The organism is Pseudomonas sp. ASL3 (genome assembly GCF_056680425.1).
In genome coordinates this window covers 969,012-985,156 of record NZ_CM155281.1, presented here as the reverse complement: position 1 = coordinate 985,156, position 16,145 = coordinate 969,012, and the positions used below count along the sequence as shown (strand labels likewise).

16 protein-coding genes, 1 tRNA gene and 1 pseudogene are annotated in these 16,145 nt (G+C 57.5%); 7 read left to right on the top strand and 11 right to left on the bottom strand.

The annotated features are described in order from the left end of the window. Positions 1 to 255: 255 nt before the first annotated feature. From AC1MEE_RS04460 to AC1MEE_RS04440, 5 genes and pseudogenes are all read right to left on the bottom strand, one after another. Positions 256 to 657, bottom strand: coding sequence for a hypothetical protein (locus tag AC1MEE_RS04460; RefSeq protein ID WP_480414049.1), 402 nt, complete (start codon positions 655 to 657; stop codon positions 256 to 258). A 44-nt stretch (positions 658 to 701) separates the two neighbouring features. Then, entirely contained in the window at positions 702 to 1,391 is a 690-nt protein-coding gene (locus AC1MEE_RS04455) for an inovirus Gp2 family protein (protein WP_480414048.1), read from the bottom strand. A 966-nt stretch (positions 1,392 to 2,357) separates the two neighbouring features. Next, positions 2,358 to 2,837, bottom strand: a pseudogene (locus AC1MEE_RS04450) (YagK/YfjJ domain-containing protein); the annotation flags it as partial. A 225-nt stretch (positions 2,838 to 3,062) separates the two neighbouring features. Continuing rightward, the gene (locus AC1MEE_RS04445; RefSeq protein ID WP_480414047.1) at positions 3,063 to 3,392 is read right to left on the bottom strand and encodes a hypothetical protein; all 330 of its coding nucleotides are present in this window, start codon (positions 3,390 to 3,392) and stop codon (positions 3,063 to 3,065) included. 588 nt (positions 3,393 to 3,980) lie between these two features. Continuing rightward, a tRNA-Ser gene (locus AC1MEE_RS04440) sits at positions 3,981 to 4,068 on the bottom strand. 121 nt (positions 4,069 to 4,189) lie between these two features. Between AC1MEE_RS04440 and AC1MEE_RS04435 the strand changes: the two genes are divergently transcribed. The 7 genes from AC1MEE_RS04435 to AC1MEE_RS04405 all read left to right on the top strand — a co-directional run bounded on the left by AC1MEE_RS04435 (position 4,190) and on the right by AC1MEE_RS04405 (position 8,442). Further along, a complete protein-coding gene (locus AC1MEE_RS04435; RefSeq protein WP_480414046.1) occupies positions 4,190 to 4,864 on the top strand; it encodes a Bax inhibitor-1/YccA family protein in 675 nt (224 codons plus the stop codon). A gap of 102 nt (positions 4,865 to 4,966) precedes the next feature. Next, the gene (gene tusD, locus AC1MEE_RS04430; RefSeq protein ID WP_480414045.1) at positions 4,967 to 5,359 is read left to right on the top strand and encodes a sulfurtransferase complex subunit TusD; all 393 of its coding nucleotides are present in this window, start codon (positions 4,967 to 4,969) and stop codon (positions 5,357 to 5,359) included. Position 5,360: 1 nt separating this feature from the next. After that, positions 5,361 to 5,723: a sulfurtransferase complex subunit TusC gene (gene tusC, locus AC1MEE_RS04425; RefSeq protein ID WP_480414044.1), complete on the top strand. Its 363-nt coding sequence runs from the start codon at positions 5,361 to 5,363 to the stop codon at positions 5,721 to 5,723. Beyond that, positions 5,723 to 6,022: a sulfurtransferase complex subunit TusB gene (tusB, locus tag AC1MEE_RS04420; RefSeq protein ID WP_480414043.1), complete on the top strand. Its 300-nt coding sequence runs from the start codon at positions 5,723 to 5,725 to the stop codon at positions 6,020 to 6,022. Before tusC ends, tusB begins: the two co-directional genes overlap by 1 nt. After that, positions 6,019 to 6,354, top strand: a complete 336-nt coding sequence (locus tag AC1MEE_RS04415) for a TusE/DsrC/DsvC family sulfur relay protein (RefSeq protein ID WP_480414042.1) — start codon at positions 6,019 to 6,021, stop codon at positions 6,352 to 6,354. The genes tusB and AC1MEE_RS04415 overlap by 4 nt, the downstream gene beginning before the upstream one ends. Further along, positions 6,351 to 7,352 (top strand): glycosyl transferase family protein, encoded by a 1,002-nt coding sequence (locus AC1MEE_RS04410; protein ID WP_480414041.1) that lies wholly within the window; start codon positions 6,351 to 6,353, stop codon positions 7,350 to 7,352. Before AC1MEE_RS04415 ends, AC1MEE_RS04410 begins: the two co-directional genes overlap by 4 nt. 88 nt (positions 7,353 to 7,440) lie before the next feature. Beyond that, positions 7,441 to 8,442 (top strand): glutathione S-transferase family protein, encoded by a 1,002-nt coding sequence (locus tag AC1MEE_RS04405; protein WP_480414040.1) that lies wholly within the window; start codon positions 7,441 to 7,443, stop codon positions 8,440 to 8,442. Between the two features lie 58 nt (positions 8,443 to 8,500). On the opposite strand, the gene cysG is transcribed toward AC1MEE_RS04405, so the two are convergent. From cysG to ftsK, 6 genes are read right to left on the bottom strand one after another with little or no spacing between them, the layout of a single operon-like run. After that, on the bottom strand, positions 8,501 to 9,895 hold the full coding sequence (gene cysG, locus AC1MEE_RS04400; protein ID WP_480414039.1) for a siroheme synthase CysG: 1,395 nt from the start codon (positions 9,893 to 9,895) through the stop codon (positions 8,501 to 8,503). After that, complete coding sequence (gene serS / locus AC1MEE_RS04395) at positions 9,896 to 11,176, bottom strand: serine--tRNA ligase (RefSeq protein ID WP_480414038.1); 1,281 nt, start codon at positions 11,174 to 11,176, stop codon at positions 9,896 to 9,898. Between the two features lie 16 nt (positions 11,177 to 11,192). Further along, positions 11,193 to 11,567 carry a fluoride efflux transporter CrcB gene (crcB, locus tag AC1MEE_RS04390; RefSeq protein ID WP_480414037.1) on the bottom strand — a complete coding sequence of 125 codons (375 nt, stop codon included), beginning with the start codon at positions 11,565 to 11,567 and terminating at the stop codon, positions 11,193 to 11,195. Then, positions 11,567 to 12,889: a replication-associated recombination protein A gene (locus AC1MEE_RS04385; protein ID WP_480414036.1), complete on the bottom strand. Its 1,323-nt coding sequence runs from the start codon at positions 12,887 to 12,889 to the stop codon at positions 11,567 to 11,569. The genes crcB and AC1MEE_RS04385 overlap by 1 nt, the downstream gene beginning before the upstream one ends. Positions 12,890 to 12,908: 19 nt before the next feature. Continuing rightward, positions 12,909 to 13,532: an outer membrane lipoprotein periplasmic chaperone LolA gene (gene lolA, locus AC1MEE_RS04380; protein WP_480414035.1), complete on the bottom strand. Its 624-nt coding sequence runs from the start codon at positions 13,530 to 13,532 to the stop codon at positions 12,909 to 12,911. 56 nt (positions 13,533 to 13,588) lie between these two features. Beyond that, positions 13,589 to 16,021, bottom strand: coding sequence for a DNA translocase FtsK (gene ftsK / locus AC1MEE_RS04375; RefSeq protein ID WP_480414034.1), 2,433 nt, complete (start codon positions 16,019 to 16,021; stop codon positions 13,589 to 13,591). Positions 16,022 to 16,145: the final 124 nt, after the last annotated feature.

Here is a 16,145-nt window from a genome sequence, read left to right as displayed (position 1 = left end):
AAAAGCCACCACCCCCTGCAGTTTTTAACTGCAGGGTTTACCCTTTAACTCAACCTAATCGGTTGAACCCGTTTCCTCGTCATGGGCTACGACGAGTCGTGCCTGACACCCATGTGGATCAAACGGTAGCGATACAGCAAGCACCGCCCTGGCAGTTAGAGGCACCATCTGCTGGTGCCTCGCCGACGTGCGTGAGTCACGTTTGTGGGTTATTGGTGCATGGCCCGGCATTGAGTCGGACTGACGATCATCACCTCATGCAGTAGCCTCGTCCAGCTCCTGGCGATTGAGCAGCAGCCGGATTCTGTCGACCAGTGCATTCATCGCTTGAGCAGTGCTTAGGTAGCCCGTTTCCGTACTGTCCATGCATACCATCCCACATGGGGTGTCTTCGAGCCCAATCTCCCGGTAAGCCATCCAGAACATATCTTGATGTTCGTCGTTGCAATAATTCGCGCACTCCTTGCTTATCTGTGACACACAGTCGAATAGCGTGGAGAGCGAAGTAGGCTTGATCTGCTCATCGCCTTGAGCATCTAGCGTGACACGATAGGCTGGTGCGCTGGTGCGAGCGACGGCCTGTATCAGGCGGCTGATGGCGATTGCAGCGTGTGATTCAGATAACGGAAGTCGCGGATTGATGTAAGGAAAAAGCATGACCGTACCTGCTGGAGAATGGATTCATTGAGTATGGGATGAGCTCAGCCGCTCACCCCTGGCGCGAAGCTCTGTGGCGTTGGCCTCTCGAATGCTCGGCATCGACTGCCGTAGTCCTTGGTAGCTGCCTTGCAGAGGTAGCTCACCCGATGGAAGTACCGATCCATCTCCGCTGAATCATCCTGGGAGAGGTGGAATGTGGCGTCGGCTGGGATGTGCACCAAACCATCGGCATCTTCGAATGAAATCCTCAGCGCACTGGCCCATGCGGCCTGAATGCGGCTGTATAGATTCTCCCTTTCAGATTGAAAACGTCCCACCGTGTGGTACGCATCCCGATTCACTAGCAAGACGCAGTGATAATGCGGACGCCCCTCTTGCCCAACCTCTCTGACCCAGCACCAGCGCACCCGTGTTTGATGGGCAAAGCCATTCAGGCGCCTGGAGCGCTCACGTGCTATTTGAATCCTTTCCTTCAAGGAGTCGACAAACCTGGAGATGACGGCGTTCCCTGATGCAGGTGGCAGATAGTCATCTGGAAAACGCAGATCGAAACGTACCGCGAACACTTGGCGATGATCGCTCAGCGCTAACTGAGTCGTTTCGTACAGTCGTTCGAGGTATTCGGTAATGAAGGGGGCGTGGGACGTCATCACGGGTAGACCGCGAAAGGTGTCCTCGTAGTACAGGTGGAGATTGCTGTTGCCGGAGTGACGCTTGGACTGGTGTGCCATGGGGGTGATCCGCTGAGTGAATTCATAACCTCAGTGGACTGGGTATTTATTTACGATTCGATCTGCCAATGGGCCGACCTCGGCTCAGCGTCTGGCGCTGATCCTGTTACTGGCTGCAATAGGGATGGGTGACTGAGCTCATAGCGCTTACCCCATTGAGAGGGGTAAGCCTGATAGGTATCTGAAGAGAGCTTGTGAATTGGTAAATTCTATTGGTAGTGATGGACGTATAATCTGACGCTATAAATAATACTAATACCGAAACCTACCACCCTAGACCCGCAAGAGAGTGGAGCAGCGAAGTGCCAGAGAACGCGGGAAGAATGGGACTGTTTCGATACTCTGGAAATAAACCACCGTTTGGAGCCACATCGTCAGCTCGAACGCCGACCGAATGACTGGGCGCAAGCTCACCCCATCGGCTGATCAAGCCGACCTTAACGTCGATACCCACGCTCTACTCATCACGAACGGCTAAAATGGAGCGTCGCCACTGATAGTTAGGCGACGCAGTGCGTACATGGGGGGACAAGAATACAAAACCTAACAAAACCCAATAAAACAGGGCAAAACATCAAAAATAACGCCGCCCACAAGCCGGAGACGCAGCAGATTGTGGCGGGGCGCTTGAAGGAATTGAAGTCTTGGCTATATGACTGATCCAAGCCACGACGTCCCCCTGAAGCCGAAGCGGCAGGGGACTTGAGTCTATGGAAGTCTTCGGTCGCCGCCTGGCTCAGCCTCCGGCCCTATTAAGATATGCTTCAGCCGATCAGCCTGATTGGCCACCTGATGAGCAATAAACATGACTTCCTCGATGTTAAGGACCGTCATCCATAGGCTGCATAGCTCAACAAGCCAGACAAACCAGTCCATTCCGCTACCTTGCTCATCCATCCGCAGCTAGCGGCGATTGAGAAAGCCCGTCGCTAGCCTGTGACTACATGTAAAGGCAAACGAGTAGTATCAGATCCGGCTAGCCCCAAAGCCATGATGACCATCCCCAAAAGCCTTGGTTGCAGCCTTACAGAGATAGCTAGCCCTGAAAAAGAACTCAGCCTGTCCAGCCAAATCCTCACGATTCAGGTGATAGTACGGATTACTCGGGATCTCGACCAAGCCGCTGACTGCCTCTACTGGCAAGCCTAGGGCACTGGCCAAGCCTCCACCAGACGGTTAAACATGTTATCCCTGCTGGCTCGAACTTACCCAGTGCATTGAAGGCATCGTAATTCAGCAGGATTGCCAGGTGATAATGAGGCCTTCTATGCTTACCCCGCTCTCTCTCACCCAAACGTAGCGAACTTTACCGTCGTGAGCAGAGCCAGAGCCACTCCTCAAGCGAGCGCCAAGATCGCTATACGCAATCTTAGCCTTCAGCGACTCGATAAAGCGTTCGATGACCCGGTTCGCGTAGGCGTCGTCTGACAGCAGAATCCCCACAGGAAAAGCGAAACGTCATTGTGTGAGTTCGCGACAGCTTTGATACCAACCAGAACCCAGTAAACCCAGCAGCCCACATCGAGTCATAGTCACACCCTCTGGGCAGGCTGGAGAGTTGATCGCATCAACCAAATGCATTGATGTCGCAATGCCCTCTAGAATCTATGAGGACGTCATGGAGTGAGCGCCAGACTCACGTTGTGCGAATGTTCCGATGACGACGGCTTATTACTGAACGTCTTTTAAGTAGTCCTTGAGTGCAGTTAACGGGGCATCGAGCGCCTCCATCGTCTCCACACAACTAAAGTCAGCTGACAGCTTGTGAAGCTCCCGCCCTAGCGGTGTATCGGCACCGCCTAAAGCGTTCAACGCCAACCCCAGACACTCATCCATTTTCAGCTGGATAGCTTCGACATCACCTTTACGCACAAGCAAGCCGAACACGTCTTTCTGGTAATCACTCATTATCGTGTCTTGACGCAAAATCGGACTATCGCCCTCCTTCTCATAAGCCAGCTTGAGGGAAAAAAGGGCAACCGTTTCCAGTGGCAATTCCATAACCTGAATCCTTGCAATGTCTTACCGGACCTAGGCCGGTTTGGGCAGGCAGTTTGCAGCCTGCTTGAGGGGCAAGCTAATCCACGAGTCAATACTACGAACAAAGAGAACGGGATTCCTCGCTGGCCGCGGACGTCTGTTCGAAAATTTCACGTACATCGAGCAGGCGACGATTGATCTCATCGGCGACTGTGCTTTACCCAGCGCATGTTGCGTCGTCACTTGGTGCTGTGCTTTCTCCAGCCAGGCATACAGTGGGCCCGGGACTGGCAGGCTATTTTGCTGTCAACCTTCTCGATCAGACTCTTTAGCACCCACATCCACACCCGCGCCTCATCGCAGTGGATAGCCTCTGCGCCATCCAACCTTGAAACTCCGATAACAGATCCAAGACGCAGCGTGTAGCTCTTCAGAGCGACCGATGGTCGAATCAATTGAAACCTACAACAGCGTGCTCCAGCAAGCGCTACGATTGCAGGGGCAAAGGCTGATCAATAGGAAGCGCGTCGTGTGTGGGGGAACAAATGGGGGAACAGAAAGCGCTGATAGCAAAAAGGCCCCGTAATACGGGGCCTTTAGGCGTAAATATGGCGGAGGCGATGGGATTCGAACTCATGGACCTGTTACAGTCGGCAGTTTTCAAGACTGCTGCCTTAAACCACTCGGCCACACCTCCGTTGCGTTGCGGGCGCCATAATACCCGAATGAAACACACTGTCAAACTCTCTTGATAGCCAGCAGCAGAGCCTCTGTTATGATCTTTGCGTCTGAACATTTCAATCACCAGGAGTTGCGCCATGCGCGAACAGGATTACGCAGTTAAGAACGGCGTGCAGGCCGAGCAGCTAGAGGTTAGCCGCGTCCTGCGCAACACATACGGTCTTCTGGCTATCACCCTCGCCTTCAGCGGCTTGATGGCTTTTATCGCTCAGCAGAATCATGTTCGTTACCCGAACGTATTCGTGGTGCTGATCGGCTTTTATGGCCTTTTCTTCCTTACCAATAAATTGCGCGACTCGGCTTGGGGGCTGGTGTCGACCTTCGCCTTGACCGGTTTCATGGGTTATCTGCTGGGCCCGATTCTCAACCGCTACCTGGGTATGCAGGGCGGTGCTGAGGTTGTCAGTTCGGCATTTGCAATGACCGCGCTGGTATTTGGTGGCTTGTCCGCCTACGTGCTGATCACTCGCAAGGACATGAGCTTCCTCGGTGGTTTCATCACCGCCGGCTTCTTCGTCCTGCTGGGCGCTGTGCTGGCGAGCATGTTCTTCCAGATCAGCGGGCTACAATTGGCGATCAGCGCCGGTTTCGTGCTGTTCTCCTCGGTCTGCATCCTGTTCCAGACCAGCGCCATCATCCATGGCGGCGAGCGTAACTACATCATGGCGACCATCAGCCTGTATGTATCGATCTACAACCTGTTCATCAGCCTGTTGCAGTTGTTCGGCCTGATGGGTGGCAGCAGAGATTGATGTGCTGTTGAGCTTCAACAAAAAGCCCGCTTAGCGGGCTTTTTGCTGTCTGCTGTCCGCAAACTCTTTATCATGGCTGCAGATTCATTGACTGAGCCGACCATGAAGTTCGCCATTGCCCTTTTCTCCGCGGCCCATGCGCCCTCTTCCCGCCGTGCCTTGCTGTTTGCCCAGGCGGCGCTGGCTGGCGGCCATGAGATTGTCCGGCTGTTTTTCTATCAGGATGGCGTGCACAGCGCGTCGGGCAATATCGTCACGCCTCAGGATGAGCAGGACCTGCCCCGCCAATGGCGCGAATTCGTCAGCCAGCATCAACTCGATGGCGTGGTGTGCATCGCCGCCGCCTTGCGTCGCGGCGTCTTGAATGAAGAAGAAGCTCTGCGCTATGCGCGACCGGCAGTCAATCTGCCAGCACCGTGGGAGCTGTCCGGACTTGGCCAGTTGCATGATGCGGTGCAGATGGCCGACCGACTGATCTGCTTCGGAGGGCCTTGAGATGTCTAAATCCTTGTTGATTATCAGCCGTCAGGCCCCGTGGTCAGGCCCCGGCGCACGAGAGGCACTGGATATCGTGCTGGCGGGCGGCGCCTTCGATTTGCCCATCGGCTTACTGTTTCTCGATGACGGGGTGTTCCAGCTTTTACCCGAGCAAATGGCCGCTCAAGTACAACAGAAGGACCTGACGGCTAACCTGAAGGCCCTGTCGCTGTTTGGCATCGAGGACATTTATGCTTGTGGCGACAGCCTGGCAGAACGCGGGGTTTTTCCTGCGGGGTTGAATATGGACACACTACAGCTGCTTCATGCGTCAGAAATTTCCGTGATTATTGACCGCTACGACCAAGTGATAACGCTCTGATGTCGACTTTGCATGTTTTGTCTCACTCCCCCTTTGCAGATAGCCGTCTGACGAGTTGCCTGCGCGTGCTCGGCAAGGAGGACGCCATTTTGCTGTGCGGCGATGCGACGTACGCCCTGCGCCCTGATTGCGCGCCGCGTCGCGACCTGGAAGCGCAAATAGCGTCGATCACGCTGTTCGCACTTGAGGAAGATATCCTGGCTCGCGACCTTGAGGCTCCGCACTGGGTCGAAAGCGTCGACTACGCAGGCTTCGTCGCGCTGTCGATCCGCTTCGACAAGGTCAACACCTGGCTATGAAACAGTTGATGATTGCCGAGCGCAGCGTTGCTCTGGACAAGGACGGCTTCCTCGAAGACCTGAACGACTGGTCGACTGAGGTCGCCGCCGCCCTCGCTGTGCAGGAAGACATCATTCTCAGCCCGGAACACTGGGAGATCCTGGAATTGCTGCGGGCTTTTTATGCCGAGTTTCAGTTGTCGCCCGCGACCCGCCCGCTGATCAAATACACGGCGTTGAAGCTGGGCCCGGAAAAGGGCAACAGCCTGCACCTCAATCGCCTGTTCAATGGCACTCCCGCCAAACTTGCCGCCAAGCTGGCGGGCCTGCCCAAGCCGACGAATTGCATATGACCACTATTGCCCCGCTGATCACCGAAACCCCTGCCGAGCATCCGTTCGCCCAGTTCGTGCGCATCCTTGGCAAGGGCAAACGCGGGGCGCGCAATATGACCCGCGAAGAAGCCCGGGAGGCCATGGGCATGTTGCTCGACGAGAAAGTCGAAGACACCCAGCTCGGCGCTTTTCTGATGCTGTTGCGGCACAAGGAAGAAAGCGCGGAGGAGCTGGCAGGCTTCACCGAGGCAGTGCGCGAACGCTTGCAGACCCCAGCCTTGCAGGTCGATATCGACTGGCCGACCTACGCCGGCAAGAAACGCCACCTGCCGTGGTATCTGCTCGCCGCCAAGTGCCTGGCGCAAAACGGCGTTCGCGTACTGTTGCACGGCGGCGGCGCACATACCGCAGGTCGCCTGTACAGCGAGCAATTGCTCGACCTGCTGGGCATCCCGCTGTGCCGCAATTGGCAGGAGGTCGGTACAGCGCTCGAACAACACAACCTGGCGTTTATCCCGCTGGGCGATTGGGCGCCGCAATTGCAGCGAATGATCGACCTGCGCAACACCCTGGGCCTGCGTTCGCCGATCCATTCACTGGCGCGGGTTCTCAATCCGCTGGGCGCCCGCTGTGGCCTGCAAAGCATTTTCCACCCCGGCTATCAGGGCATGCACCGCGACGCCAGCGGCTTGCTGGGAGACCATGCGATTGTGATCAAGGGCGATGGCGGTGAGGTCGAAATCAACCCGGACACCATCAGCCATTTGTACGGCACCACGGCCGGGCAAAGCTGGGATGAGGAATGGCCCGCGCTGTCGCCAAGACGCCATGTCAAACCCGCGACCCTCGATCCTGCGCAACTGGTCGCTTTGTGGCGCGGCGAAGTAGAAGACAGCTACCCGCAACTGGCCTTGATTTCGACCATGGCGCTGGCTTTGCGTGGCCTGGGGACGCCGCGCGATGAGGCCTTCGTGCTGGCCCAGCAGTATTGGGACGCTCGCGACCGATCGATTTAACCGATCATAATTGCCCATGCTTTGCGCTATTCGTTCGAAGCAATGCAATTAAACTGGCCTTCAACGCTAAACAGCTTAGGAGTCAGACATGGGCCTTCTGGTCGAGGGACGCTGGCATGACCAGTGGTACGAAAGCAGCAACGACGGCGCCTTCCAACGTGAAAACGCGCAACGCCGCCACTGGATCACCGCTGACGGCAAACCCGGCCCGAGCGGTGAAGGTGGCTTCGCCGCACAAGCTGGCCGCTACCACCTGTACGTGTCCCTCGCCTGCCCATGGGCCCATCGCACCCTGATCCTGCGCAAGCTCAAGGGCCTGGAAAGCTTGATCGACGTGTCCGTGGTCAGTTGGTTGATGCTGGAAAACGGCTGGACCTTCGACAAGACCACCGGCTCTACTGGCGACAAACTGGACAACTTCGACTTCATTCACCAGCGCTACACCGCTGATGACGCCACTTACACCGGCCGCGTGACCGTGCCGCTGCTGTGGGATAAGCACGAACAACGCATCGTGAGCAACGAGTCATCGGAGATCATCCGCATGTTCAACTCGGCGTTCGACGGCCTGACGGGCAATCGTCTGGACCTCTATCCCGAGTCGCTGCGTCCTGCGATTAATGAACTGAACGATCGAATCTATCCGGCCATCAATAACGGCGTTTACCGCGCAGGCTTCGCCACGTCGCAGGGCGCTTACGAGCAGGCTTTCGACGGGTTGTTTGCGGAACTGGATTCGCTGGAAGTGCTGCTAAGCAAAAATCGCTATCTGACCGGTGAATATCTGACCGAGGCCGACGTGCGCCTGTTCACCACCATCGTGCGTTTCGATGCCGTGTATTACGGGCACTTCAAGTGCAACCTGCGGCGGATTGCCGATTACCCGAACCTGAGCAACTGGCTGCGTGAGTTGTATCAGTGGGAAGGCGTTGCCGAAACCGTGGATTTTGAGCACATCAAGCACCACTACTACGCCAGTCACCGCACCATCAACCCGACCGGTATCGTGCCAAAAGGTCCCGCGTTGAATCTTGATGCAGGCCATGATCGCGAACGCCTGACGGGGCGCGGCATCTGGGTCGCTGCTTGAGAGAAGACGCTACCTTGATCACCCGCAAACGCGGATGTTCAAGGCACGGATTGAAATGCTAGACCTGTGACTGAGCGCCTTCGAACCACGCCAGTTTTTCCCGCAACTGGACCACTTCGCCGACGATAACCAGCGTCGGCGCATGGACTTTATGCTCCGCAACCAGCTGTGGCAGGTTGGCCAATGTACCGGTAAACACCCGCTGATTCGGCGTGGTGCCTTGCTGGATCAGCGCCGCAGGCGTGTCCGCAGAACGGCCATGCTTGATCAGCTGTTCACAGATAATCGGCAAGCCGATCAGGCCCATGTAAAACACCAGCGTCTGTGCAGGTGCGACCAGGTCGTCCCAGCGCAGGTCCGTGGTGCCGTCTTTCAGATGCCCGGTGACGAAGCGCACCGATTGCGCGTAATCACGGTGGGTCAGCGGAATACCGGCGTAGGCTGCACAACCGCTGGCAGCGGTAATGCCCGGTACTACCTGGAACGGAATACCGTGGGCCGCCAGCTCCTCGATCTCTTCGCCGCCACGCCCAAAAATGAACGGGTCGCCGCCCTTCAGGCGCAATACCCGCTTGCCCTGCTTGGCCAGCTCAACCAACTGCTGATTGATCTCATCTTGCGGAAGCGCATGATCGGCACGTTGCTTACCCACATAAACCCGCTCGGCATCGCGTCGGCAAAGTTCGAGAATCGCGGGCGCCACCAAGCGGTCGTAAAGCACCACATCGGCTTGCTGCATCAGCCGCAAGGCGCGGAACGTCAGCAAGTCCGGATCACCCGGCCCTGCTCCCACCAGATACACTTCGCCCGGCGCGTTGGGTGCCTCGCCGTTGATCTTGGCGAGCAGCAAACGCTCGGCTTCAGCGCCCTGCCCAGCCAGTTGACGATCGGCGATCGGACCCTGGAACACGTCTTCCCAAAATGCCCGACGCTGCTGCACGTCGGGAAACAGGTTTTTGACCTCCGTGCGAAAGCGCGCCGCGAGGCCAGCCAATTGGCCATACGTCGAGGGAATCCAGGTTTCCAGCTTCGCCCGAATCAACCGCGCCAGCACCGGAGCATCACCGCCACTGGACACCGCAATCACCAATGGTGAACGGTCAACGATGGCTGGAAATATCACGCTGCAAAGTGCCGGCGCATCCACCACGTTGACGGGCACGCAACGCTGCCGGGCATCGTGCGACACCTGTGCATTGAGCGGCTGATCATCGGTGGCGGCGATGATCAGCACGCAGCCATCGAGATCGTTTTCGCTATAGCCACGTAAAATCAGTTCGCCACCGCTGCGCTCCACCAACTCGCACAACTGCGCTTCTATTTCAGGTGCGACAACCCGCAGCAACGCCCCGGCATCAGCGAGCAGGCGTGATTTGCGCAAGGCAATCTCCCCCCCACCCACTACCAGTACGCGACTGCCACGCAGGTTATGGAACAGCGGCAGGAATTCCATTTAGCCGATGACCTCAAGTCCACCCATGTAAGGCTTGAGCACCTCAGGAATACGAATCGAACCGTCGGCTTGCTGATAGTTTTCCAGCACCGCGACCAAGGTCCGACCTACGGCCAGACCGGAGCCGTTCAAGGTGTGGACCAGCTCTGGCTTGCCGGTTTCCGGGTTGCGCCAGCGCGCTTGCATGCGCCGCGCCTGGAAATCACCGCAATTGGAGCACGAGGAAATTTCGCGATATTTGTCCTGGCTCGGGATCCAGACTTCAAGGTCGTAGGTCTTGACCGCGCTGAAGCCCATGTCACCGGTGCACAAGGCCAGTACGCGGTAAGGCAGCTCCAGCAGTTGCAGAACGCGCTCGGCGTTGCCGGTGAGGCTTTCCAGCGCGGCTTGCGACCGGTTGGGCTCGACAATCTGGACCATCTCGACTTTGTCGAACTGGTGCTGACGAATCATCCCGCGTGTATCACGGCCCGATGCACCAGCCTCACTGCGGAAGCAGGGTGTATGCGCAACAAATTTCAGCGGCAGTTGTTTCGGATCGAGAATTTCGCCGGAAACGATATTGGTCAGCGACACTTCCGCGGTCGGGATCAGGTACAGATCTGCTTCACCTTCACGGGAGATCTTGAACAGGTCTTCCTCGAACTTCGGCAACTGGCCTGTACCCTGCAACGCAGGCGCCTGCACCAGATACGGGGTGTAAGCCTCTTCGTAGCCATGTTCGCTGGTGTGCAGATTGACCATGAACTGTGCCAATGCACGGTGCAGACGAGCGATGGGGCCGCGCAGCAGGGCGAAGCGCGCGCCGGACAATTTGGCAGCGGTTTCGAAATCCAGCCAGCCGTATTTTTCGCCCAGTGCAACGTGATCCTTGATCTCGAAGTCGAACGCGGCCGGTGTGCCCCAGCGGCGGACTTCAACGTTGTCGTCTTCGTCAGCACCAACCGGAACCGATTCGTGCGGCAGGTTCGGCATGCTCAGCAACATCCCATCCAGCTCGGCCTGGATGTTGTCCAGCTCGACCTTGCCAGCGCTCAGTTCGTCAGCCATGCGCTCGACGTCTGCCATCAACGGCCCGATGTCTTCGCCGCGCTGCTTGGCTTGACCGATGGATTTGGAACGGGCGTTACGCTCGGCCTGCAACTGTTCAGTGCGGGTCTGGACGGTCTTGCGCTGGTTCTCCAGCGCTTCGATGCGAGCCACGTCCAGGGTAAAACCACGGGACGCCAGGCGATCCGCTACGTCCTGAAGTTGGGTACGTAACAGTTTGGAATCGAGCATATCGTTCTCTCGTCTATCAAAGTTTGGTCAAAGACAGGCCAGCCCATGTTGAGAGCAGCCCGCCGAATACGCTGATGGCCGCATAACCCAAGGCCAGCGGAACCTGCCCGCTTTCCAGCAAGCGCAGCGTATCCAGTGAAAAGGATGAAAACGTCGTCAGGCCACCCAGAAAACCTACCATCAGGCCCGCACGAATCTCGATCGGCACTTCGGGACGCAACAGGAACAGTCCGTACAGGTAACCGATCAGCAAGCAGCCGATGATGTTAACGGCCAGCGTTGCGGTATAGAAGTGGCGCGGCCAGTTCGCCGAAATCCAGTTGGCGGTGGCGAAGCGCAATAATGTACCAGCGATACCCCCCGCGGATACTGCAAGAATCAATCGAATCACTACTTTCTCCGCTTGCGCGGGCTGACCTTGTCCAGCGCCGCCAGATGATTGAGCTTTTCCCCGATCTTCAGCTCAAGGCCGCGTGGTACCGGTTGGTAATACTGACGTGGTTCAAGATTGTCCGGGAAGTAGTCTTCGCCAGCGGCGTAAGCATCGGGCTCATCGTGGGCATACCGATATTCTTCGCCGTAGCCGAGCTGCTTCATCAATTTGGTCGGGGCATTGCGCAAGTGCAGAGGCACTTCCAGCGAACCATGCTCGGTCGCCTCGCGCATTGCTGCCTTGAAGCCCATGTACACGGCGTTGCTTTTCGGTGCGCAAGCCAGATAAACGATGGCTTGCGCCACTGCCAGCTCACCTTCGGGGCTGCCCAGGCGTTCCTGCACATCCCACGCCGACAGGCATAACGTCAGCGCGCGAGGGTCGGCATTGCCGATGTCTTCACTGGCCATGCGTACGACACGGCGGGCCAGGTACAGCGGATCGCAACCGCCATCGATCATCCGCGCGAACCAGTACAGCGCGGCGTCAGGGTTGGAGCCGCGAATCGATTTATGCAGCGCGGAAATCTGATCGTAAAACGCTTCGCCACCCTTATCGAACCGACGACGACTGTCGCCAAGCAGGCTTTGCAGCAGTTCGAGACTGATCTCGCTGCCGTCTTCGGCCAGGTCGGAGGCGTTTTCCAGCAGGTTGAGCAAGCGCCGACCGTCACCATCAGCGGCGGCCAAGAGCATTTTGAAACCTTCGTCGCTCAGGCTCAGCTGATGCTTGCCCAAGCCACGCTCTTCGGTCAGCGCGCGCTGCACCAGCTTGTGCAGCGCCGCTTCGTCGAGGCTTTTCAGGACGTAGACCCGTGCACGGGAGAGCAAGGCATTGTTCAATTCAAAGGACGGGTTTTCAGTGGTCGCACCGATGAAAATCAAGGTGCCGTCTTCCACATAGGGCAAAAACGCGTCCTGTTGCGACTTGTTGAAACGGTGCACTTCGTCGACAAACAGGATGGTGCGACGACCATATTGCCCTGCCTGCTGCTTGGCGATTTCGACCGCCTGACGGATTTCCTTGACCCCGGCCAGCACTGCCGAGACCGTTTCGAAATGCGCATCGGAGACTTTCGCCAGCAGCCGCGCCAGGGTAGTTTTACCGACGCCCGGCGGGCCCCAGAAAATCATCGAATGCAAGGCGCCCTGCTCCAGCGCTTCGCGCAAAGGCTTACCGCGCGCGAGCAGGTGCTCCTGACCGACGTACTCGTCCAGGTTGGCCGGACGCAGGCGCGCAGCCAGGGGTTGAGCTATCGGGTCACTACGAAACAAATCCATGGGCCGCGGTTAAAACCTCTTATTCCTGAATGACATCAGCGCCTTTCGGGATTACGAACTGGAACTTGCTCGCCGGGATTGGCTCGTTGGCTTTTACCCCTGTGAACAGAATATTGGTGCGCTGGCCGACGCTGTCGATCAGTTGCATGTCATTGATCATGCCGTTGCGGAAAGACAGACGCAGGCTGTCGAACAGCGTGTCCTTGGTCTTGGGCTTGAGTATGAAGTCGATCACACCGCCGGCTTCCTTGGCGCTGATGTCGAAGCTTTCGCTGATCTTGGACACATCGCCAGACAGCAGCAGCGCCGGTGTCTGGGTCAGACGCTGGTCGAGGGTCTTGATCGTCACCTGTCGCAGATCCGGATCCCACAACGAGACTTTTTTCCCGTTGGAGACCATCAGTTGCTCCTGAGGGGCATCCGTGTGCCAGTAAAACAGGCCGGGACGCTGCAACGACATATCGCCGGCTGTTTCCTGCAATTGGGTGCCGCTGCCGTCCAGTGTCAGTTGAGAAAACCGGGCGGTCAGGGTTTGCGATTTTTCAAGCAATTGGGTGAGTCGCGCGACGTCCTTGCCATCGGCATGGGCCGGGATAGCGGAAAAAGCCAGTGCAGATACCAACAGCATGCGGATAAGTCGCATGGGAGTCCTCTTTGAATTCAGTGAAGTCCGAACAGCGTATTGCCACGCTGTTCGGGTCAGTCGCGTACCGGGCTCGGCGCAATGACCTCACGCGAGCCGTTGGTGTTCATGGACGTCACGACGCCCGCCATTTCCATCGCTTCGATCATTCGGGCGGCACGGTTGTAACCGATCTTCAGCTTGCGCTGTACCGCGGAAATGGAAGCGCGACGGCTTTCCAGGACGAAACGTACCGCTTCGTCATACAGCGCATCGCTTTCGCTGTCTTCAGCACCTTCGCTGCCGCCGTCGAAGCCACTACCAGGCTCTTCAACGCCCGCCAGAATGTCTTCGTTGTAGTCAGGTGAGCCTCGCAGTTTCCACGCCTCTACGACGCGGTGGACCTCATCGTCGGACACAAAAGCGCCATGGACACGGATTGGCAGGCTGGTGCCGGGCGGCATGTACAGCATGTCACCATGGCCGAGCAATTGTTCGGCGCCGCCCTGATCGATGATGGTCCGGGAATCGATCTTGCTCGACACCTGGAACGCCATGCGCGTCGGGATGTTGGCCTTGATCAGACCGGTGATCACGTCCACCGAAGGACGCTGGGTGGCGAGAATCAAGTGGATACCGGCTGCCCGGGCTTTTTGGGCGATCCGGGCGATCAGCTCTTCGACCTTTTTACCGACGATCATCATCATGTCGGCGAACTCGTCCACCACCACCACGATGGTCGGCAATTTGGTTAACAGCGGCGCTATGTCGTGAATGCTTTCGCGTTTGTACAACGGATCTTCGAGCGGCGTGCCGGCGTCTTGAGCCTCTTTGACCTTGTGGTTGAAGCCCGACAGGTTACGTACGCCCATCTTCGCCATCAGCTTGTAGCGCCGTTCCATCTCGGCGACGCTCCAGCGCAGGGCGTTGGCCGCGTCTTTCATGTCGGTGACCACTGGGCACAGCAGATGCGGAATGCCTTCGTAGATCGACAGTTCCAGCATCTTCGGGTCGATCATGATCAGCTTGGCGTCTTCCGGGCCCGACTTGAACAGGATCGACAGGATCATGGCGTTAACCCCCACCGATTTACCGGAACCGGTGGTACCGGCCACCAACAGGTGTGGCATTTTCGCCAGGTCGGTAATCACTGGCCGGCCGCCGATGTCATGCCCCAGTGCCAGGGTCACTGGCGACTTGGCGTCATCGTACTCTGGCGTGGACAACACTTCGGAGAAACGCACGATCTGCCGGTCTTCGTTGGGGATCTCGATACCCACGGTGGTCTTGCCGGGGATCACCTCAACCACACGCACACTGGTCACGGCCAGCGAACGCGCCAGATCCTTGGCCAGGTTGGAGATTCGGCTGACCTTGACCCCGGCTGCCGGCTGAATTTCGTAGCGCGTGATCACCGGACCTGGATGAATGGAGTCGACTGTGACCTCCACACCAAACTCCTTGAGCTTGATTTCCAGCAGGTGACCGACGGCAGCCAGCGATTCAGGGGAGTAATTGAGTTTTTTCTTCTCGGCCGGATCAAGGATCGAAATCGGCGGCAAGGTACCTTCCACCGCGCTGTCGATGAACAAGGGCGCCTGTTTCTCTTTCTGCACGCGCTTGCTCGGTTCCGGCACTTTCGCCGGTGCGGGGGCAATCACGGCGGGCACGTGTTTTTCGCGCTCGGTCATGTGTTTGCTGAGGGCTTGTTCGCGCTCGATCAAACGCTCTTTGGCCTTGGCCTGCTCCCGACGATCCGGGGCGACAGGCGCCACCACTTCACTGACGCGGGTATCGACCTCACGCAACTGAGCAACCATCTGCCTGCGCTCGCTACGGGCTGTCCACCAGCGATTGGCGGCGCCCTGGAACAATTCGAACAGGTCCAGGGTGATCTTGCCTGTGACGTCCATCACCTTGAACCAGGAAAGGTCGGTGAAAACTGTCAGACCAAACAGGAACAAGGCGATGAACAGCAGCGTACTGCCCTGGATATTCAGCGCGTTTTTCGCCAGATCGCCCAGGCTTTCGCCCAGCGCACCGCCGGCCGATGCCGGCAGGCCCGCAGTGAAGTGAAAATGGATATGGGCCAGGGCCGCACCGGACAGCACCAGGAACACCAGACCGATCAGGCGCCAGGAGAACAGCCAGCCGCTCCACTGCCACGGCTCATGGCGCTGACGGAAAACTTGAAATGCCTTGATCGCCAGCAACAGCGGGAATATGTACGCGAAATAGCCTAGCACCATGAACAGTATGTCGGCCGAGAATGCGCCAGCGCGGCCCGCAGCGTTCTGTACCTGCTGGGCATTGCTGGTATGGCTCCAGCCGGGATCGGCCTGGTCATAGGTCAACAACGCCATCATCAGATACAGGCACAGGGCGCCAAAGGCAATCAGCGCACCTTCCTTGAGCCGGTAGTGCAATTGCTGACGCCACAGCGGAACGGGGCTAGGTGCTACGGTGGATTTCTTCAAAACGCTTCTTTTCCTGCGCCTTAGCGCGAACATCTAATGATTGACTACGAAATACTACGCTCTAGCGTCCGGTAAGAATAAAACAACGACTGCTTTTGCTTCTCACTCGGACGAGAACTTGAAAATACGCCAATAAAGTCGGCATTGTACGGGTTTG

Excerpts from the sequence above, each read along its gene's own strand:
- AC1MEE_RS04435 (WP_480414046.1), top strand. The coding sequence starts at position 4,190 with ATGCGCGAACAGGATTACGCAGTTAAGAACGGCGTGCAGGCCGAGCAG.
- tusC (WP_480414044.1), top strand. The coding sequence starts at position 5,361 with ATGTCTAAATCCTTGTTGATTATCAGCCGTCAGGCCCCGTGGTCAGGC.
- serS (WP_480414038.1), bottom strand. The coding sequence starts at position 11,176 with ATGCTCGATTCCAAACTGTTACGTACCCAACTTCAGGACGTAGCGGAT.
- lolA (WP_480414035.1), bottom strand. The coding sequence starts at position 13,532 with ATGCGACTTATCCGCATGCTGTTGGTATCTGCACTGGCTTTTTCCGCT.
- AC1MEE_RS04455 (WP_480414048.1), bottom strand. The coding sequence starts at position 1,391 with ATGGCACACCAGTCCAAGCGTCACTCCGGCAACAGCAATCTCCACCTG.
- AC1MEE_RS04415 (WP_480414042.1), top strand. The coding sequence starts at position 6,019 with ATGAAACAGTTGATGATTGCCGAGCGCAGCGTTGCTCTGGACAAGGAC.
- cysG (WP_480414039.1), bottom strand. The coding sequence starts at position 9,895 with ATGGAATTCCTGCCGCTGTTCCATAACCTGCGTGGCAGTCGCGTACTG.
- AC1MEE_RS04410 (WP_480414041.1), top strand. The coding sequence starts at position 6,351 with ATGACCACTATTGCCCCGCTGATCACCGAAACCCCTGCCGAGCATCCG.
- AC1MEE_RS04460 (WP_480414049.1), bottom strand. The coding sequence starts at position 657 with ATGCTTTTTCCTTACATCAATCCGCGACTTCCGTTATCTGAATCACAC.
- AC1MEE_RS04445 (WP_480414047.1), bottom strand. The coding sequence starts at position 3,392 with ATGGAATTGCCACTGGAAACGGTTGCCCTTTTTTCCCTCAAGCTGGCT.
- AC1MEE_RS04405 (WP_480414040.1), top strand. The coding sequence starts at position 7,441 with ATGGGCCTTCTGGTCGAGGGACGCTGGCATGACCAGTGGTACGAAAGC.
- AC1MEE_RS04385 (WP_480414036.1), bottom strand. The coding sequence starts at position 12,889 with ATGGATTTGTTTCGTAGTGACCCGATAGCTCAACCCCTGGCTGCGCGC.
- tusB (WP_480414043.1), top strand. The coding sequence starts at position 5,723 with ATGTCGACTTTGCATGTTTTGTCTCACTCCCCCTTTGCAGATAGCCGT.
- tusD (WP_480414045.1), top strand. The coding sequence starts at position 4,967 with ATGAAGTTCGCCATTGCCCTTTTCTCCGCGGCCCATGCGCCCTCTTCC.
- ftsK (WP_480414034.1), bottom strand. The coding sequence starts at position 16,021 with ATGTTCGCGCTAAGGCGCAGGAAAAGAAGCGTTTTGAAGAAATCCACC.